A 17,876-nucleotide genomic window follows, 5' to 3' on the forward strand; every position below is an offset into this window, starting at 1 on the left:
GTTTTTTTAAATCAGCTTTTTTATTTTTATCAAACATTTTTCATGTAAAGTTTGAACTGAACCATATTTTTTAACAATATCTTTAACATTTCCTGCTTATTTTATAATTCCATTATGAATGTAAATATACTTTTCACAAAATTCTTCAACTTCTCTCATATTATGAGTAACTAAGATCATTGTCTTATTTTTGTCAATAATATTTTTTCTAAAAAATTCAAAAATTTCTGAACGAACTTCAATATCTAATCCTGTGGAAACTTCATCTAAAATAATTAGATCAGGATCATAAATAACAGCAAGTAAAATATTTAAACGTTGTTGTTGTCCACCCGAAAGTGTTTGAATAAACTTATTTTCAATTCCAAGTAATTGGTATGTCTTCAGTAACTCTAATAGTTCATCTTCTTTCATTGAAATATTAAAAGTATGTAAATAATATTTAATCATATCCATAACAGATATTCCGGCCGGATATCTAGATTCTTGAAATTGTAAACCATTTACTAGATGTTCTTGACGAATTATTTCACCAGATGCCACTTGCCACTTAGCCACTTGCCACTTAGCCCTTTTTACTAGACCATTAATTTAAAAAACCTGAATGTATTCTAAAAACAATTGTGTTATATAATTAACACTAATTTTAACCTGAAAGGATTTTTATTAATGGATAAAATTAAACAAATAGCATTAGTAATTAACAAATTAAATATCAAAGAAAAAATTAAAATTATTGATGATTGTAAAAATCAATATTCAATTAGAAACCTATGTCAATATCTTCAATTAAACAGATCAACATATTACTTTTTAAAAAATAAACAAAAACCTATTAAAAAAGAAGAAAATCATATTATTAAATGCAATCATAAATATCAAAAAATATGCCAACTTTTAATCGAATTTCATTCTACAAGAAAAGGCAGAATTTATGGATATTTAAGAATTTTTTCAGCTTTTAAAGAGTGATTAAAACAAGAAAAAAATATCATTTTAAATATAGAATTATCAATAAAACAAATGCGAAAAATTATGAAAGAACACAATATTCAAGGATTAAAACAAACTAAAAATAACTATCCTAAAAACAAAAAAAATCCAAATAAGTGAATACCTACAATGGATAAAGTAAACAAAGATTATAAAAGTACAACCTCTTCAAATCAAATTTGATCAATGGACACTAAACAAATAAATACTAAAGAAGGATGATTATATCTTTTTGTAATTATTGATTTTTATTCAAATAATGTTGTTAGTTATAATATTGCTCCTAATAAATCATATCAGGATTTAATTCTTCCTGCTCTTGAAAAAATCAACAAACAATTTTCTTGAAATCAAGTAAAAAATGTTATTTTACATTCAGATAACGCCAACGAATTTTATTGTCAGGATATCACAAAATGAGCAGAGGATAAACAAATAATTTTAAGCAAAAAACAACCTTATGATATTGGTGGTAATGTATTATCTGAAAACTGATTTTCTCATTTATCTCAAGAATGACTACCTAAAGGATCAAATCAATATTTATCCATCAATGAAGCTATAAATGATGTAAATCAATATGTTATGTTTTATAATTATGAAAGAATACATTCTAAATTTCTAAAACCACCAATTTTACAAATTAAAATTTAGAATTTTATATCAAAAATGGTCCAGTAATTAAGGGCCAACCACCGTTTACGAATACCACCAATAATTTCACTTAAAGTTGATTTACCACTACCATTTGCACCAATGATTCCAATTCGATCACCGGGATTAATAGTTAAATTAACTTTATCTAAGGCTACTTTATTTTTATATTCCTTTGTTAGATTCAAAATTTCTACTAGTGGCCGAGATTTATCTATTTTTTTCTTATTTTGTTCATTATTTTCCATATATAATACCTCCTGCATTAGATTGTACTATAATTAAGTGTTAAAAAGCAATTATTGAAATTTGTAACAATAAAATAAACAGTATTAATTCTAAATATTTTGGAAAAATATTTTTTAATTTTTGTTTTTCATGTATATATAATATAGATTTGAAAATAGTGATTATGTAGTATAGCAATTTAACATATGCTTTAAATCAACATTTATGAATTCAAATCCCATTTAATTATAAAATCATATACTATTAATGATTACTTTTGTTGTTTTATAAATAAAAGTTATTATATTGTATAATTAATTATATTTGAGAAATTAGATAGAAACTCAGGAGGAACCATTGTGGCAAATTTAGTAAGTGAAGAAGTAATTGAAGAAACGTATTCAAAAATTAAAGATAAAATTAGTAAGACAAGTTTGATAAAAGCAGATAAACTTTCTTCATTTTCTGGTAATAATATATTTTTAAAGTTAGAAAATTTACAAAAAACAGGTAGTTTTAAAATTAGAGGAGCTTTAAATAAAATTCTTAATTTATCAAAGGAACAGCAAGCAAAGGGTTTAATTGCTGCTAGTGCTGGTAATCATGCACAAGGAGTCGCTTTAGCAGCTTCAAGTTTAAATTTAGTATCCAAGATAGTTATGCCTGTAACAGCACCACTAGCCAAAATTGCCGCTACTAAAGAATTTGGTGGTGCTAAATGTACTGTTAAACTTTGTGGTAATATGTTTGATGATGCAATGTCTGAAGCATTAAGACTTGAAAAAGAAGAAGGGTTAACGTTAGTTCATCCATATGATGATAATTTTGTTATTGCTGGTCAAGGTACAATTGGTTTAGAAATATATGAGCAAATGAATGCAATGGGTAAAGAAATTGATTATTGTTTAGTTCCAATTGGAGGAGGAGGACTTTTAAGTGGTATTTCAATTTATTTAAAAAGTAAAAATCCAAATATTAAATTTATTGGGATTGAGGCACAAAATGTTGATTCTTATAATCAAGCTTTAAAACAAGGAAAACCATTTAAAATTCAAGGTAAAAGTTCAATTGCTGATGGAATTGCTGTTAAACAAACAGGAGAATTAACATTTAATATTTTAAAGAAAAATGTTGATAAAGTTGTTACTGTTAGCGAAGAAGAAATTGCGCAAGCAATGTTATTTTTATTAGAAAAATGTAAAATTGTAACTGAAGGTAGTGGCGCTGTTAGTGTTGCTGCTATTCTTTCTGGTAAATTAGATAAAATCATTGGTAAAGATAAAAATGTTGTTTGTGTAATTAGTGGTGGTAATGTTGATATTACTACATTAGGAACAATTATTAATAGCGCCTTAATTAGTTCACATCGACGAGTTCCTTTTTCAGTTAACGGTAAAATTAATAATAGTACTATTAGCGAAATTATTAATATTATTACTAAAAATGGTGCCTCTATTTATAAAATTCACAGTACATTTGATCGTAATAAATTAGATATTAGTAATTTTAGTATTTTTATAGTTATGGATACATCAGATGAATTTCAAAAAAATAAAATTTTTGCTGAGATTAGAGCATCAAGTTCTAACTTTACATTATTAGCTAAATAGTTTTTAAATTTGGTATTTTATTAAAACAAAAATTTAGTTTAAAAATATCAATTATATTTTAAAAAGAGACACTTTTAATAGTGTCTCTTTTTAAAATAAATTATAGTTATTTTGCTTTTGCTAATTTAGTCATAATTTTAGATTTTTGACGAGCAGCTTTATTAATGTGATAAATGCCTTTAACAACGGCTTTATCAATTAAACTACATACTTCATTAACAAGTACTGCAGCATTTTCTGCTTTGTTTTTTATTGATATTTCAGCTTTTTTTAAAGCAGTTTTAACTTTAGATTTATAACTTTTATTAATTTCATTTCTTTTTTGGTTTGTTTTAATTCTTTTAATTTGTGATGCAATGTTAGCCATTTTTTCTCCTTTTTTGTTTTGAACATGTTTTATAGATTAATTACAACAAAAATAATTATAACAAAAATCATAAATGTTGTATAATATTTTTTATTTTTTCAGTATAATTAATGTGTTAGCTTTTTGTTAATAGTATATTTTAATTTTTTTACACTTTTAATGTAAATTATTTGTTTAAAAACTTTAATGATAAATGTAGGTGTGGTAAATAAATGAGTTACTATTTTCGTAACCCTTATCAATTTTCTTACCATAGTATTGGTAGGATTAGAACAAGATTAAAATTGCAAGACTTAAATGATATCCAATTACGCGAATATTGTTTAAAATTGATTAATGAGTCTTATGATATTGAAGAGACAAAAAGTTTTAAATATATTAGAGTAAATAAAACACATCTTTACTTTGTAATTAAAAAAGATGTTAATTTAATTTTAACAATTTCACCGATGAGTCCAACTAAACTATTAGCAGTAATCGAGGAAAATTTATAAATCAAAAAAGAGGAATAAAAAATGGGAAATTTATCTAGTCAATGATGAATGTTAGCACTTATAGGAGTAGTTTTAATAATTTTTATTTTTACAACCATTTCAGCAAAAAAGAAGAAAAAAGAAGAGAAAAAACAACGTCAAAAAGAAGTAAAAAATATTATTAAATCCTTTATGCGTGATGAATTAAAATTGCAACATAAAACAGTAGAATTTGAACAAGTAGTTTCACGTAGTAGTAAAGAATATCGCTATCGTGATGTTTTTGATGTAATTGTAAAATTATATGATTCTAAGAAAAATGATTTATTTGCAACTAAAGCATTTGAGGTAGAAGGGTTTACTAAACAATTATCAAAGAAAGAATTTGAAACAATTTGAAAAGTAAATTGTGAATTAGATTTAGAAGAAACACTTAAGAAAATTGAAATGTCAAAAAAACGTAGTGGTAAAATTAAAATAAAAAGAAAGACAGCAGAAGAAAAAGCAGCAATTAAAAAAGAAAATGAAGCCGTTAAACTTGCAATTAAAGAAGAACGTTTACAAAATAAAGAAAATAAAAAACGTGCTAAAAATTTAGAAAAACCTAAAATTGCAATTCATGATAAATTTTCTGGATGAAAAGATAAATAAATCTTTATTTTAAAGTAGGCAATTGGGTGATATGTAATGAAAATTTATAAAGATGATTATAAGCATTTCCGTATTTGTCGAAAACTTTCATGATTTTTAAATGCAAAAAATTATGCTTTAGCTAAGCATTTAATTGAAGAGAAAAAGATAATAAATTTTGTTGAACTAACGCATACTAAAACAAGTAGTAAATTTAAATCTAATTTAATTACTATTTCTGATTTAGACGATGATACATTTGAAAATAATTATAATGAAGAAGATGATTCTGAATTTTATCTTGGTGAAACAATTGCAGACGGTATTGAAACTGGGCACTATGCTCAAGAATATTTTAAAGTAAAATATTCTTGTTTTAATTTTGAGTCTGAACTGGGTAATAATGTTATAGAAATTATTAATAATAAAGAGTATGATGTTTTATTTGAACCAAGATTTGAATATCAGGGTTGTGTTACTAAGTGTGATATTTTAAAGCGAAATAATGATGGTTGGGATTTAATTGAAGTAAAAGCAGTAACTTGAGTTAAAGAAGAACATATGTGAGATTTACTTTATCAGTATGATATTTTAACCAAATGTGGAATTAAAGTAGTTAATACTTATATTATGTATTTAAATAATAATTATGTTAAGAAAGAAAAAATAGATTTAAATGAATTATTTATTGTTAATGGATCAACTTGGCAAAAAAGTCCAAATACTAAAAAAAGTTTTAGTCTTTTTGAATCAATTCAAGATGAAATTTTAAATAATAATTTGAAATTACAATATGAAAATATTAAGAATATTATTAAAATTAGTGATATTGACGAAATAGTTAAATTATTAACTTTACCTTATTGTCATGAAAATAGTAATCAATTTTGTCCTCATATTTTTAAATATTTTTCTATTCATAATACTATTTTTGAATTATATCGTTTAAGAAAAACTAAGAAAGCATTGTGATATTATGAAGAAGATTTCTTAGAAATTAATGATGAAAGATTATTACCATTTTTAACAAAGTCTAATTTACATTTAAGACAATATGATGTAATTAAAAATGGTGAAAAATTAATTGATGGCAATAAATTTGTTGATTTAAAAATTGAATACAAAAAGTACCAATATCCAATTTATATGTATGATTTTGAGACTATGAAATCTGCAATACCTAAGTTTAAAAATAGTAAACCATATCAACAAATTCCTTTTCAATATTCTGTCCATGTATTATTAGCACCAGATTTTGATTTTAAAACTTATAAATCAATTAAACATTATGAATTTTTAGCAGATGGCAATGATGATCCAAGAGAAATGTTAGCAAAAAAATTATGTCATGATTTAATTAATATTCATGGTAAGGGTACGTATGTTGCTTATAATCAATCATTTGAGAAATCTGTTCTTAAAAAATTAGCTTATTATTACCCTCAATATAAAAATAAATTATCATTAATTCATGATGGTACTATTGATTTACAAGATTTTTTTAAAGAATTTAAAATTTATAAAGAACAGTTTTATGGTTCTCTTTCAATTAAAAAAACTTTACCAGCATTTGAACCTTCCTTTTCTTATGAAGGATTAGTTATTAAAAAAGGAGATATGGCATCAGAAGTTTTTCGTAGAAGAGTTGAAAATAACATTAGTTTAACTAATTGAATTCATAATTTTCGTGAAAATATGTTAAAATATTGTGCTCAAGATACTTTAGGTATGGTAGTATTATTCTGACATGTAAAAAATATTATTGAAATGTACAAAGCAAAAATTGAGGGCGAAAATTATGAAAAAATTTAAAATTTTATTTATGGGTTCTTCTTTTTTTTCTGAAAATATTTTAAAAACATTGTTATTAACAATGAAAAATGAAATTGAAATAGTTGGTGTTGTTTGTCAGCCAGATCGTAAAATTGGTCGTAAACAAGAAGTTGTTCCTTTAGCAATTAAACAATTGGCACAAGAATATCAAATCCCTGTTTTCCAACCCGAAAATATTATTGAAAGTTTAAAAGATTTACAATTATTAAATATTGATGTTATTCTTACTTGTGCTTATGGTCAATTTTTACCAAAAGCAATTTTAAATTTACCAAAATATAAATGTTTAAATATTCATGCTTCATTATTACCATCATTGCGTGGTGGTGCCCCTATTCAATGAGCAATTATTAATGGATTACAAACTACTGGTATTACATTAATGAAAATGGTAAGTAAAATGGATGCAGGAGCAATTTATGTTCAAGAACAAGTTTCAATTGGTATTGAGGATACATATACTTCTTTAGTTAATAAGTTGATAACTTTAGCACAAAATATGTTAAAAAAATATTTATTAAAAATCATTAATAATGAAATTGAAGAACAAGAACAAGATGAAAATAAAGTAACTTTTGGTTTAAATATTAAAAGAAGTGATGAAAAAATTAATTGAAATCTTTCAGCACAATTAATTTCATGTCATGTTCGTGGATTGTATAATACACCAATTGCTTATACTACGTTGAATGATAATATATACAAAATTCATCAAGTAGCAGTAACTAATGAATTATCAAATGCTCTGCCAGGAACAATTGTTGCAATAAATAAATTAGGTATTATTGTTGCCACTAAAACTAATAACATAGTAATTAAAGTTATTCAACCAGCAGGTAAAAAAGAAATTATAGCAGCTTGTTACTATGGTTCTAAAATTAATCCAATTGCAATTGGTTTTATCTTTAAATAGTAAAAAAATAACTAATATTTTTTGGTAATCTAGGAGGAAAAGATGTATCGTTTTCGCTCAATTAAATATTTAGCAATGACTGGTATTATTACTGGTTTATTAGTAACAATTGGTTATTGTTCAACTTTTCTTTTTGGTTGAGCAATTACTAGTTTATTTGGTGGAAATTCTACTTTGCAATTATTTGATGCTGTTTTTATTCCATTTTGTGCTTTTTTTGAAGGGCCAATGCTGTTATTTGCAGGACCAATTGCGGGTGGCATTTTTGATTTAATTAGTAGTGTTAAAATTGTGGTTATTCCTATTACAATTTTTATTAGAATTTTAATGTTTTTTGTTATTAAGTTATTAATTAATAAATATTGATGAAGTACTGTTTATACTTTCTTTTTTGCTTCTATTTTACTACTTATTTACCCATTGTCTTATTTAGTAATTTATCAAGATTATGCTATTACAGTTAATGAATTAATTACTGATAGTATTCAAGCTATCTTTGCTTATTTTGTTGCTATTCCACTTTATTATGCTCTTAGTAAAAATAAAATTAGATCAAATTATAGTTTTTGAAATGATCAAGAATTTGATTATTTAAAAAATAAAAAAATAACTGTTTTAGAATAGTTTACTTATTATCCATTATTTATATCTAATATAGACAATATGGTATAATTTTATAAACTTAATATAAGTTTATACCCATTTACTTAAGTTTTAAGGTAAAGGGTTTTTAATTAAAATAAGGAGAAAAAGGTTTTATGAATAAAAAAATTAAAAAAAGTTTTAAAAAAATATCTAAGTTAAAAAAAGTAATTAAAAATCATATAATCGATCCAACACCATCTGAAACAGTTATTGGAACTACTGTTCTTTCTGCTGCTGCTATTAGTGGTATTATGATTGGAGCTGGTGGTGCGCCTGTTATTGTTCCTGCACTTGCTGGTGGTATTATTGCAGTGGGAACGGTTTCTGCTATTACATATATAAGACATATTCCGTAATTATTTTTTTGAAAAATCAAGTAATAATTTTAAAATTTATTTTATAATTTTGTTATTAACAATAAATTTAGAAAAGTGTTGATAAAAATGATTTTTGAAAATTTAAAAAAATTAAAAAATGAAGAATTTTACAGATATTTTGGTATAAAACGTTTTCATTTTAATGAAATGTTAGAAAAATTAATTGAAATAGAAAAATTAGAAAAAAATAAAGGTCGAAAAAATAAACTTTCAGTAGAAGAAAGATTAATGATGACTTTATTATACTGAAAAGAATATTATACTTTTTTTTCAAATGAGTATTAAATCTAAAATGAGCCCATCAAGTTGTTTTCGAAATATTACTTGAGTAGAAAATAAACTTAGTAACCACAAAGATTACCAATTTTTAAAAGAAAGATATAAATTAAAAATTGATAAAAAACAAGAAAATTCAAATGAATTTCAATTTTATTTAATTGATTCAACTGAGATTGAAATTGAAAGACCAACTAAAAAAAACTACAGTTAGAATATTTTTCTGGTAAAAGTTGAATGTATTCTATAAAATTTCAAATTGTATATGATTTTTTTAATAAAAAAATTGTTGATATTTTTGCTGATAATGGTAAAGTGCATGATTTTCAAATATTAAAAAATTCAAATCTTGAATTTTCAGAAAAAACAATAATTATTGGTGATTTAGGATATCAAGGTATACAAAATATTTATAAAAATACAATAATACCAATTAAAAGAACTAAAAATAAAAAATTAACTAAACAAGAAAGAAAATACAATAAGATTGTATCTAAAATTAGAATTAAAGTTGAACATGTCTTTGCTTGATTGAAAAGATTCAAAATTTTAGTAAATAAATGTAGAAAATCTAAATTTAGACTTATGTACTTAAGATTTAACTTACTTTGTGAAATTTTTAATAAAATAAAACCATTAAAATAAAAAAAATATTAAAAATATTTTTTTAAAATTTAAATTTTTATCGAGTTAATATAAAAATATTATTAACAATTTTTTGTTTAAAATGTAAACTCATTTTTTAAACTATTTTTTCAAAAATATTTATTTCTATATTCAATAACACTAAATAGTTTTAAAACAATTTTATTGATAATTAATTAAATTTAATTACGGAATATGTCCATAGTAGAAAAAATAAATGAATCAGAAAATAATAGTGTTATTGAAGGTAGTAAATCTCAAACAAAGAGATTAACATCAGTAATATAGATAAATTAATATAATGAAATATTATTTTTAATATTTAATTAATAATAAAAAAATGAATATAATAATTATTCATTTTTTTTATTTTAAATAATAGTTAGCGTATATTCACTATTAAATTGAATTTCACCAATTGAAAATTTTACTTTAATAACATCACCTTTTGCAAAATAAGTTCCATCATTTACGGATTTACTTACTTTAACTTTAAAGTGGTCACCTTGTTTCATAAGATCAGCAATTCTTTCTCCTAAAGAATAAATTGGACTTTTTAGATAGTTTGTTAAATCTGTATCAACTAATAATTTTGATTTAGGTTGTCCAATTTTAAATTCTGGAATATCATTAAAGTTATTTAATGATATGTTAGATGTGGTTGGTAATTTAGGTAATACAAGACCATCATTTGGGTTGGATAAAATATTTAATAAATAATTTTCAGATAATTTTTTATTATTTTTGGGAGCGTACCGATGTTGTCAATAATATTCAAATTTGTCTTAAAATTATAAAGTTAGACGAGAATAATTTTGACTTCAATATGCAATTGTATGTTAATCTTAACACTTGAAAAATATTAGTCAACAATAATACTTACTTTGTCATTATTTAGTGATAATTTCCTATTAGTTATCGAGTAAAAATTTCCCAAAAAGTGAAGTTAAATATACTTTGTGATAAATATGGAAAGAAGCATGACTATGAAAGAAAAATATAAGTATAAAATTATAAATGACATTACTATTAAAAAATTATCTAAACATCAAGCCAAAAATAAACTTAACCTAACTATTAGAAGAATTAATCAATTAATTCAAATTTTTAATAAAGAAGGTAAAACTGGTTTTATTCATAAATCTCGCAATAGAATTTCTAATAAAGCAACAAAGATTAAAATTAAAAATGAAATTATAAATTTGTATAAAACAAAATATTATAATTTTAATTTTCAACATTTTCATGAAAAATTAATTAATGAAGAAAAAATTAAAATTTCATATAGCACACTTTATACTATATTAATCAAAGAAAAAATAATTTCACCAAAAAGACATAAGAATAAGAAAAGTAACTTACATCCTACAAGAAATCGTAGAACAAATTTTGGTGAATTAATTCAAATGGATGCCAGTAATCATCATTGATTTGGTAACGATAAACCAAAAGCATTTTTACATGCTACAATTGATGATGCTACAGGAAGTATTGTTGGATTATGATTTGATAATCAAGAAACATTAGATGGTTATTATAATGTTTTTTATCAAATTTTAAATAATTATGGCATACCAAAAACATTTTATACTGATAACAGAACAGTTTTTGGATATAAGAAAAAAATTGATTCAGGTAAAATAAACAAAGAAAATGACACTTATACTCAATTCCAAAAATGCTGTAATGATTTGGGTGTTGAAATAATCAGAACTTCAATTCCGCAAGCCAAAGGTCGCGTTGAACGCTTATTTGGAACACTTCAAAGTCGTTTAATTAGTGAATTACGACTTAATAAAATTAGAAATTTAGAAGAAGCTAACAAATTTCTTAAAACATACATAAGTAGTTTTAATAAATAATTTGCCTTTCCTATTGATGATACTAAATCTGCTATGGTTAAAGCTCCTACACAGAAAGAAATCAATATTTATCTTTCAAGATTTTCTAAAAGAAAAACAGATAGTGGTTCAACCATAACATATTATGGTAAAAAGTATTTTCCTTATAAAAATAACAAAATTCAATACATACAACCTAGAACTGATGTAATTGTACTTAAATCGTTTATTAATGAATTATATCTTAGTTACAATAATCAAATGTATGAACTAAAAGAAATAGCGCAAAAACCAATTATCAAAGAAAATTTAATAAAAACTAAAAAAGTTTATATACCAAATAAAAATCATCCTTGAAGATATGGAAATTAATAATTCTTAATTAAAATTAAAAATCTATTTTATAAGATATTTGATTTTATAAATACTAAACCATATAAAATTTTAAAACGTTTGCCTATGAGCAAATTTGGTGTTCTAAAATTGATTTTAAATATAAAAGAAATTGTAATTGCAATCTCTCATTTTTACATTTGTGGTAAGTTTGATTTAGTCGGATTTATTAATAAATTATTTAAAGTTGCATTATTAATTTTATTAACATCTATATTTATTTCACTATTTGATTTTCTTATATATAATTCTTTTACTTTTTTAATATTTCCAAAAAGTTCTTTTGACATTTTTATAAAAAAATCATTTTTTTCTTTAATTATTTTATTTTTATCAATTTTTCCAAAAGTAAATATTTTCAATATTCAATAACTAATTTTTTTAAATTTGCTAATCTTTTGTTTTTTTAAATTTTCAATAATATCAACAATAGTAGTTTGAGCTAAATTAACTCTATTACTAATAATTTCTGGAGTAAATTGATTTTTATTAATAATTATTTTTATCAATTTTCTATTAATTCATTCATATTCTTCTTGTAAATTATTATTCATTTTTTCATCCTTTCAAAATAAAAACTCATTTACTTTGAAATTAAAGCAATGAGTTAAAAACTTAATTGAATTGTGTTACTTAATTTAATTAAATTATACAAAAAAAATTCGCAAATCAAAATTTCAAGCTAAATTTTTAACGTTTATTTGGAATTTGTGTTTATATTTATTTAACACTGTAACTTTCCAAAATAATTTATTTTTTTATAAATATTTTTGGGAAATTTTCACTCAATATTGACACAAAAAATTGTTAATAATATTTTTATATTAACTCGATAAAAATTTAAATTTTAAAAAAATATTTTTAATATTTTTTTTATTTTAATGGTTTTATTTTATTAAAAATTTCACAAAGTAAGTTAAATCTTAAGTACATAAGTCTAAATTTAGATTTTCTACATTTATTTACTAAAATTTTGAATCTTTTCAATCAAGCAAAGACATGTTCAACTTTAATTCTAATTTTAGATACAATCTTATTGTATTTTCTTTCTTGTTTAGTTAATTTTTTATTTTTAGTTCTTTTAATTGGTATTATTGTATTTTTATAAATATTTTGTATACCTTGATATCCTAAATCACCAATAATTATTGTTTTTTCTGAAAATTCAAGATTTGAATTTTTTAATATTTGAAAATCATGCACTTTACCATTATCAGCAAAAATATCAATAATTTTTTTATTAAAAAAATCATATACAATTTGAAATTTTATAGAATACATTCAACTTTTACCAGAAAAATATTCTAACTGTAGTTTTTTTTAGTTGGTCTTTCAATTTCAATCTCAGTTGAATCAATTAAATAAAATTGAAATTCATTTGAATTTTCTTGTTTTTTATCAATTTTTAATTTATATCTTTCTTTTAAAAATTGGTAATCTTTGTGGTTACTAAGTTTATTTTCTACTCAAGTAATATTTCGAAAACAACTTGATGGGATCATTTTAGATTTAATACTCATTTGAAAAAAAGTATAATATTCTTTTCAGTATAATAAAGTCATCATTAATCTTTCTTCTACTGAAAGTTTATTTTTTCGACCTTTATTTTTTTCTAATTTTTCTATTTCAATTAATTTTTCTAACATTTCATTAAAATGAAAACGTTTTATACCAAAATATCTGTAAAATTCTTCATTTTTTAATTTTTTTAAATTTTCAAAAATCATTTTTATCAACACTTTTCTAAATTTATTGTTAATAACAAAATTATAAAATAAATTTTAAAATTATTAATTGACTTTTAAAAAATTTAATTACGGAATATGTCTAAACTATTTATATGCAGTATTTAAGTTCTTTTACTGGATTACATACTGTAACACTTTTTATTAAGTCGTTTTTTATGATAGTTTATACACTTTACCTTTGCCTATTCTTGCTTTAATAAATGTTAGTTTTGTATTTTATTTAATTTTGGGATTAGCCACTTAGCCACTTGCCACTTGCCACTTAGCCCTTTTTACTAGACCATTAATTTAAAAAACCTGAATGTATTCTAAAAACAATTGTGTTATATAATTAACACTAATTTTAACCTGAAAGGATTTTTATTAATGGATAAAATTAAACAAATAGCATTAGTAATTAACAAATTAAATATCAAAGAAAAAATTAAAATTATTGATGATTGTAAAAATCAATATTCAATTAGAAACCTATGTCAATATCTTCAATTAAACAGATCAACATATTACTTTTTAAAAAATAAACAAAAACCTATTAAAAAAGAAGAAAATCATATTATTAAATGCAATCATAAATATCAAAAAATATGCCAACTTTTAATCGAATTTCATTCTACAAGAAAAGGCAGAATTTATGGATATTTAAGAATTTTTTCAGCTTTTAAAGAGTGATTAAAACAAGAAAAAAATATCATTTTAAATATAGAATTATCAATAAAACAAATGCGAAAAATTATGAAAGAACACAATATTCAAGGATTAAAACAAACTAAAAATAACTATCCTAAAAACAAAAAAAATCCAAATAAGTGAATACCTACAATGGATAAAGTAAACAAAGATTATAAAAGTACAACCTCTTCAAATCAAATTTGATCAATGGACACTAAACAAATAAATACTAAAGAAGGATGATTATATCTTTTTGTAATTATTGATTTTTATTCAAATAATGTTGTTAGTTATAATATTGCTCCTAATAAATCATATCAGGATTTAATTCTTCCTGCTCTTGAAAAAATCAACAAACAATTTTCTTGAAATCAAGTAAAAAATGTTATTTTACATTCAGATAACGCCAACGAATTTTATTGTCAGGATATCACAAAATGAGCAGAGGATAAACAAATAATTTTAAGCAAAAAACAACCTTATGATATTGGTGGTAATGTATTATCTGAAAACTGATTTTCTCATTTATCTCAAGAATGACTACCTAAAGGATCAAATCAATATTTATCCATCAATGAAGCTATAAATGATGTAAATCAATATGTTATGTTTTATAATTATGAAAGAATACATTCTAAATTTCTAAAACCACCAATTTTACAAATTAAAATTTAGAATTTTATATCAAAAATGGTCCAGTAATTAAGGGCCAACCACCCTCTTTGTGCAGAATTGGTATATTCTATTTTACCTAAATTGCCTTGTAAATAAATAATTCAATTTAATTTTTCTGAGTTATTAATTATACTAAATGCTATAGGATAATCATTACTTATTTTTTGTTCATAAGAATCATAAGACTTCTTAATTTTTAAATCGAATGAATAATTACATAATGAATATGAAGTAAAAACATTATAATTACTAATACTTTTATAATAAGCATTTGCAAAATAATCAGTAACTTCTTTTGGAGCAACTGTTCCAAATTTACTAAAAAAGCCAGCATCTGGAAAATTACTTTTGTTTATTTTTAAATCTTTTAAATCAATAGTTACACTTGTAGTTTCTTCTTTTGATGGTGTAAAAGTTTCACTATTAATATCAATAATAGTTAAATCAGAGTTCTTGGAATTTGATATTGTTTCAAATTTATAACTATAATATATTGTTATACTTTTATAAAATCTTTGTAAATCATTAAAAGTATTAATTAATAATGTAGGGTCTAATAATGAATTTAAATCTACTTCATATTTATTAAATTTACTTGTATTTTTATCTTCTCATTCTTTTATATTACTATATCCATTTTTTATTAATGACACATCATTTGCTGTAATTTCAATTTTTAAATCTGGAATAATAATAATTGATTTTGCTATATTTTGAGGACTTGGTGGTAATATTTTTGCCGGATAACTAAATGTAATTTCTTCACTTTCTTCATATTCATCATGATTTAATTTATATAAAGTTGTTCAATTAAAAGCATTACCAGTTAATGAACCCATATTATTATAACGAAATTGTGCAACTGATATTTCATTATAATCACCTTGATAAGTAAATGGATTATCACTATAAAATGTATGTCTTTCTTCACCTTGATGTAAACTTTGAGTAACAATTGTATCAATAATATAAGCATAATTTGAACCATCAATAACTCCATTACTTGTTGTTTTTCATTGACAATCTTTATCTTCATTTGTAAAAGGACTTGCTATATCTAAAAATTCAGTATCTTCTGCTAATATATAAACTTTATTATTTTTCTTTTGTGATAAATCAACAGTTGATATTTGTTCTTTAGTAGTTAATTTCTTACCAGTAGTAGGGTCTCATGGATATACACTTACTCTATCACTTAATTTCATTGTCATAGCAGTTGTTGAAACATTTGCACCTAATAATTTACCAATAGTAAAATCATTATCATTTGTAAATGCATTTAATGGAATTAAACCACCATTACCAATAATACTTTCTAAATTACTTGTAAAAAATGCTGACATAAAGCCATTAAAATATAACATTTTTTTATATTGTTGAGCATTTTGAGTAATAACTCAACTATTTCAAATACCTAATGTTAAAGCATTTAATAATTTACCAATTAAAGGAATATCACTTAATGCAAATGGTAATCATTGTTGACTATCATAAGGCATTTGAATTAATGGTGAAAATACTACACTATTAAAATTTAATATTGCTGACATATATTTTTGACTTATTTTTGAATAATCTACAGTTGGACTACCAATAATTAAATGAGTATCTGGGTCTTTATATTTAAAATTATTTGACATATCTACATTATAATTACCCGTTAAATTATTTATATTTCATTCACTATCTCAAAAGAATTTTGCTTCTCCTACTGATGTACCATTACTTAATCTTGCCTTATCTTTATCAAAAGCAAGCATACCTTTAAAATCTTTTGTTACAAATAAATTATCTTGAAAATTTAATGAAGTTTTTAATCATTCTCTAAAATTTTTAAAATTAGTAAATCCAGTAGGTTTAGCATCCATAATATTATAAAATGTAGTTTCTGGATGACTACTTGTTGTTATTTTATCATTTATACCAGAAATTAAACCACCATTATTTTTAATATTAGTTGTAGATTTTTTCATTATTACCAGCAATAAATAATCTTCTTGAAGCAAATACTTTACTTTCAAATATTTCTTCATTATTTTGTTGTATTGGTTCTTGACCTTGAATTATTGGTCTTCCATAATAATAACAACTAGAAAGTAATTCTAATCCATAACTTTGTCTATGACTATATCTTACTCCTATATCACGCATTAAAGTACGATTTAAAGTTACTTTTCCTTGTTGAATAGTAGGGAAAGCATAACCACTACCCGGGCTTGCATATTGTACAAAATCAAGTGTATTTTGACCAGTACTTACTACTCTATCATTTAAACTACTAAAAGTTAATACTTGCATACTAAATGCACCATTATAAGGACTATAATAATTTGTTACATTTGAAATATATAATAATTGTCTATCTTGATTTTTACCACTATTACCACCAATATTTTCATTTTCATCATTAAATACAACAAAAAATTGTAAATAATCATCAATTGTAATATGTTCTTCAAACATTACTAAAGTATATTGTCTTTTAGTTTGTACTGTTTTAAATATTTGATTATTTGGTAAATTACTAAAATCAACACCACTTGTATCATCAATTAAATAAGCATTTCAATAATCACCAATTTTATATTGTTTTGTATAAAATTCATCTTGACCACTAGGTTTATGAATTATAGGGTTAATTTTACCTTTATTTTTTTGATATATTTTTGTACTATTTTTTCAAATACATACAACTGGAGTATTACCAGTTAATATTAATTCATATTGTCCAAAATCACTTATTTTACTATCAATTGGTTTATAACCAGTTTCAGTTAAAGGAATTGCACCATTATTTATAACAAATGGAAATATTTTTCAATAACTACATCTTTTAATTAGCAATTGTTGTCTTTTTAATTGAAGATGTAGATGTTTCATTAATTGAATTTGTTGATGTATCATTT

At 22.6% G+C, this 17,876-nt stretch carries 20 protein-coding genes and 1 pseudogene; 12 read left to right on the forward strand and 9 right to left on the reverse strand.

Translation table 4 applies throughout. The features are described 5' to 3' along the window. Nucleotides 1-96 precede the first annotated feature (96 nt). Entirely contained in the window at nt 97-558 is a 462-nt protein-coding gene (locus AAHM89_RS04985; RefSeq protein WP_342267128.1) for an ATP-binding cassette domain-containing protein, read from the reverse strand. 111 nt (nt 559-669) lie between these two features. Between AAHM89_RS04985 and AAHM89_RS04990 the strand changes: the two genes are divergently transcribed. Continuing rightward, a complete protein-coding gene (locus AAHM89_RS04990; RefSeq protein ID WP_342265776.1) occupies nt 670-1,647 on the forward strand; it encodes an IS3 family transposase in 978 nt (325 codons plus the stop codon). Here AAHM89_RS04990 and AAHM89_RS04995 read toward each other — a convergent pair. Next, nucleotides 1,644-1,895 (reverse strand): ATP-binding cassette domain-containing protein, encoded by a 252-nt coding sequence (locus AAHM89_RS04995; protein ID WP_342267129.1) that lies wholly within the window; start codon nt 1,893-1,895, stop codon nt 1,644-1,646. The two genes, AAHM89_RS04990 and AAHM89_RS04995, sit on opposite strands and share 4 nt — an antisense overlap. Nucleotides 1,896-2,234: 339 nt before the next feature. Here AAHM89_RS04995 and ilvA point away from each other — a divergent pair, with 339 nt between their 5' ends. Then, a complete protein-coding gene (ilvA, locus tag AAHM89_RS05000; RefSeq protein ID WP_342267130.1) occupies nt 2,235-3,485 on the forward strand; it encodes a threonine ammonia-lyase in 1,251 nt (416 codons plus the stop codon). A gap of 106 nt (nt 3,486-3,591) precedes the next feature. Here ilvA and rpsT read toward each other — a convergent pair whose 3' ends face one another. After that, entirely contained in the window at nt 3,592-3,852 is a 261-nt protein-coding gene (rpsT, locus tag AAHM89_RS05005) for a 30S ribosomal protein S20 (protein ID WP_252320564.1), read from the reverse strand. Between the two features lie 515 nt (nt 3,853-4,367). On the opposite strand from rpsT, the gene AAHM89_RS05010 reads away from it, so the two are divergent. The 8 genes from AAHM89_RS05010 to AAHM89_RS05045 all read left to right on the forward strand — a co-directional run bounded on the left by AAHM89_RS05010 (nt 4,368) and on the right by AAHM89_RS05045 (nt 9,644). Further along, nucleotides 4,368-4,976, forward strand: a complete 609-nt coding sequence (locus AAHM89_RS05010) for a hypothetical protein (protein ID WP_342267131.1) — start codon at nt 4,368-4,370, stop codon at nt 4,974-4,976. A 36-nt stretch (nt 4,977-5,012) separates the two neighbouring features. Then, nucleotides 5,013-6,767, forward strand: coding sequence for a DUF2779 domain-containing protein (locus AAHM89_RS05015; protein ID WP_342267132.1), 1,755 nt, complete (start codon nt 5,013-5,015; stop codon nt 6,765-6,767). After that, complete coding sequence (gene fmt / locus AAHM89_RS05020; RefSeq protein ID WP_342267133.1) at nt 6,754-7,701, forward strand: methionyl-tRNA formyltransferase; 948 nt, start codon at nt 6,754-6,756, stop codon at nt 7,699-7,701. Before AAHM89_RS05015 ends, fmt begins: the two co-directional genes overlap by 14 nt. 42 nt (nt 7,702-7,743) lie before the next feature. After that, nucleotides 7,744-8,325: a hypothetical protein gene (locus AAHM89_RS05025; RefSeq protein ID WP_342267134.1), complete on the forward strand. Its 582-nt coding sequence runs from the start codon at nt 7,744-7,746 to the stop codon at nt 8,323-8,325. A 134-nt stretch (nt 8,326-8,459) separates the two neighbouring features. Next, nucleotides 8,460-8,702 carry a hypothetical protein gene (locus AAHM89_RS05030; RefSeq protein ID WP_342267135.1) on the forward strand — a complete coding sequence of 81 codons (243 nt, stop codon included), beginning with the start codon at nt 8,460-8,462 and terminating at the stop codon, nt 8,700-8,702. Nucleotides 8,703-8,789: 87 nt separating this feature from the next. Further along, on the forward strand, nt 8,790-9,008 hold the full coding sequence (locus tag AAHM89_RS05035; protein ID WP_339046964.1) for a hypothetical protein: 219 nt from the start codon (nt 8,790-8,792) through the stop codon (nt 9,006-9,008). Further along, nucleotides 8,998-9,213, forward strand: a complete 216-nt coding sequence (locus AAHM89_RS05040) for a hypothetical protein (RefSeq protein ID WP_339047170.1) — start codon at nt 8,998-9,000, stop codon at nt 9,211-9,213. Before AAHM89_RS05035 ends, AAHM89_RS05040 begins: the two co-directional genes overlap by 11 nt. 23 nt (nt 9,214-9,236) lie before the next feature. Then, entirely contained in the window at nt 9,237-9,644 is a 408-nt protein-coding gene (locus tag AAHM89_RS05045) for a transposase family protein (protein ID WP_339045908.1), read from the forward strand. A 371-nt stretch (nt 9,645-10,015) separates the two neighbouring features. On the opposite strand, the gene AAHM89_RS05050 is transcribed toward AAHM89_RS05045, so the two are convergent. Beyond that, on the reverse strand, nt 10,016-10,159 hold the full coding sequence (locus AAHM89_RS05050) for a hypothetical protein (protein ID WP_286641345.1): 144 nt from the start codon (nt 10,157-10,159) through the stop codon (nt 10,016-10,018). A 453-nt stretch (nt 10,160-10,612) separates the two neighbouring features. Between AAHM89_RS05050 and AAHM89_RS05055 the strand changes: the two are divergent. Continuing rightward, nucleotides 10,613-11,857, forward strand: a pseudogene (locus AAHM89_RS05055) (ISNCY family transposase). A 155-nt stretch (nt 11,858-12,012) separates the two neighbouring features. Here AAHM89_RS05055 and AAHM89_RS05065 read toward each other — a convergent pair. The 3 genes from AAHM89_RS05065 to AAHM89_RS05075 all read right to left on the reverse strand — a co-directional run bounded on the left by AAHM89_RS05065 (nt 12,013) and on the right by AAHM89_RS05075 (nt 13,605). Continuing rightward, on the reverse strand, nt 12,013-12,432 hold the full coding sequence (locus AAHM89_RS05065; RefSeq protein WP_342267138.1) for a hypothetical protein: 420 nt from the start codon (nt 12,430-12,432) through the stop codon (nt 12,013-12,015). 319 nt (nt 12,433-12,751) lie between these two features. Next, entirely contained in the window at nt 12,752-13,159 is a 408-nt protein-coding gene (locus AAHM89_RS05070; RefSeq protein WP_342266651.1) for a transposase family protein, read from the reverse strand. Between the two features lie 23 nt (nt 13,160-13,182). After that, on the reverse strand, nt 13,183-13,605 hold the full coding sequence (locus AAHM89_RS05075; RefSeq protein ID WP_342267139.1) for a transposase family protein: 423 nt from the start codon (nt 13,603-13,605) through the stop codon (nt 13,183-13,185). A 387-nt stretch (nt 13,606-13,992) separates the two neighbouring features. Here AAHM89_RS05075 and AAHM89_RS05080 point away from each other — a divergent pair, with 387 nt between their 5' ends. Further along, on the forward strand, nt 13,993-14,970 hold the full coding sequence (locus AAHM89_RS05080) for an IS3 family transposase (protein ID WP_342265776.1): 978 nt from the start codon (nt 13,993-13,995) through the stop codon (nt 14,968-14,970). On the opposite strand, the gene AAHM89_RS05085 is transcribed toward AAHM89_RS05080, so the two are convergent. Further along, complete coding sequence (locus AAHM89_RS05085) at nt 14,967-16,943, reverse strand: hypothetical protein (RefSeq protein WP_342267140.1); 1,977 nt, start codon at nt 16,941-16,943, stop codon at nt 14,967-14,969. The genes AAHM89_RS05080 and AAHM89_RS05085 overlap by 4 nt on opposite strands. After that, the gene (locus AAHM89_RS05090; RefSeq protein WP_342267141.1) at nt 16,924-17,874 is read right to left on the reverse strand and encodes a hypothetical protein; all 951 of its coding nucleotides are present in this window, start codon (nt 17,872-17,874) and stop codon (nt 16,924-16,926) included. Before AAHM89_RS05090 ends, AAHM89_RS05085 begins: the two co-directional genes overlap by 20 nt. Nucleotides 17,875-17,876: the final 2 nt, after the last annotated feature.

The sequence above is a fragment of the Spiroplasma endosymbiont of Villa modesta genome (assembly GCF_964030925.1).
Lineage (GTDB): Bacteria > Bacillota_I > Bacilli_A > Mycoplasmatales > VBWQ01 > Spiroplasma_E.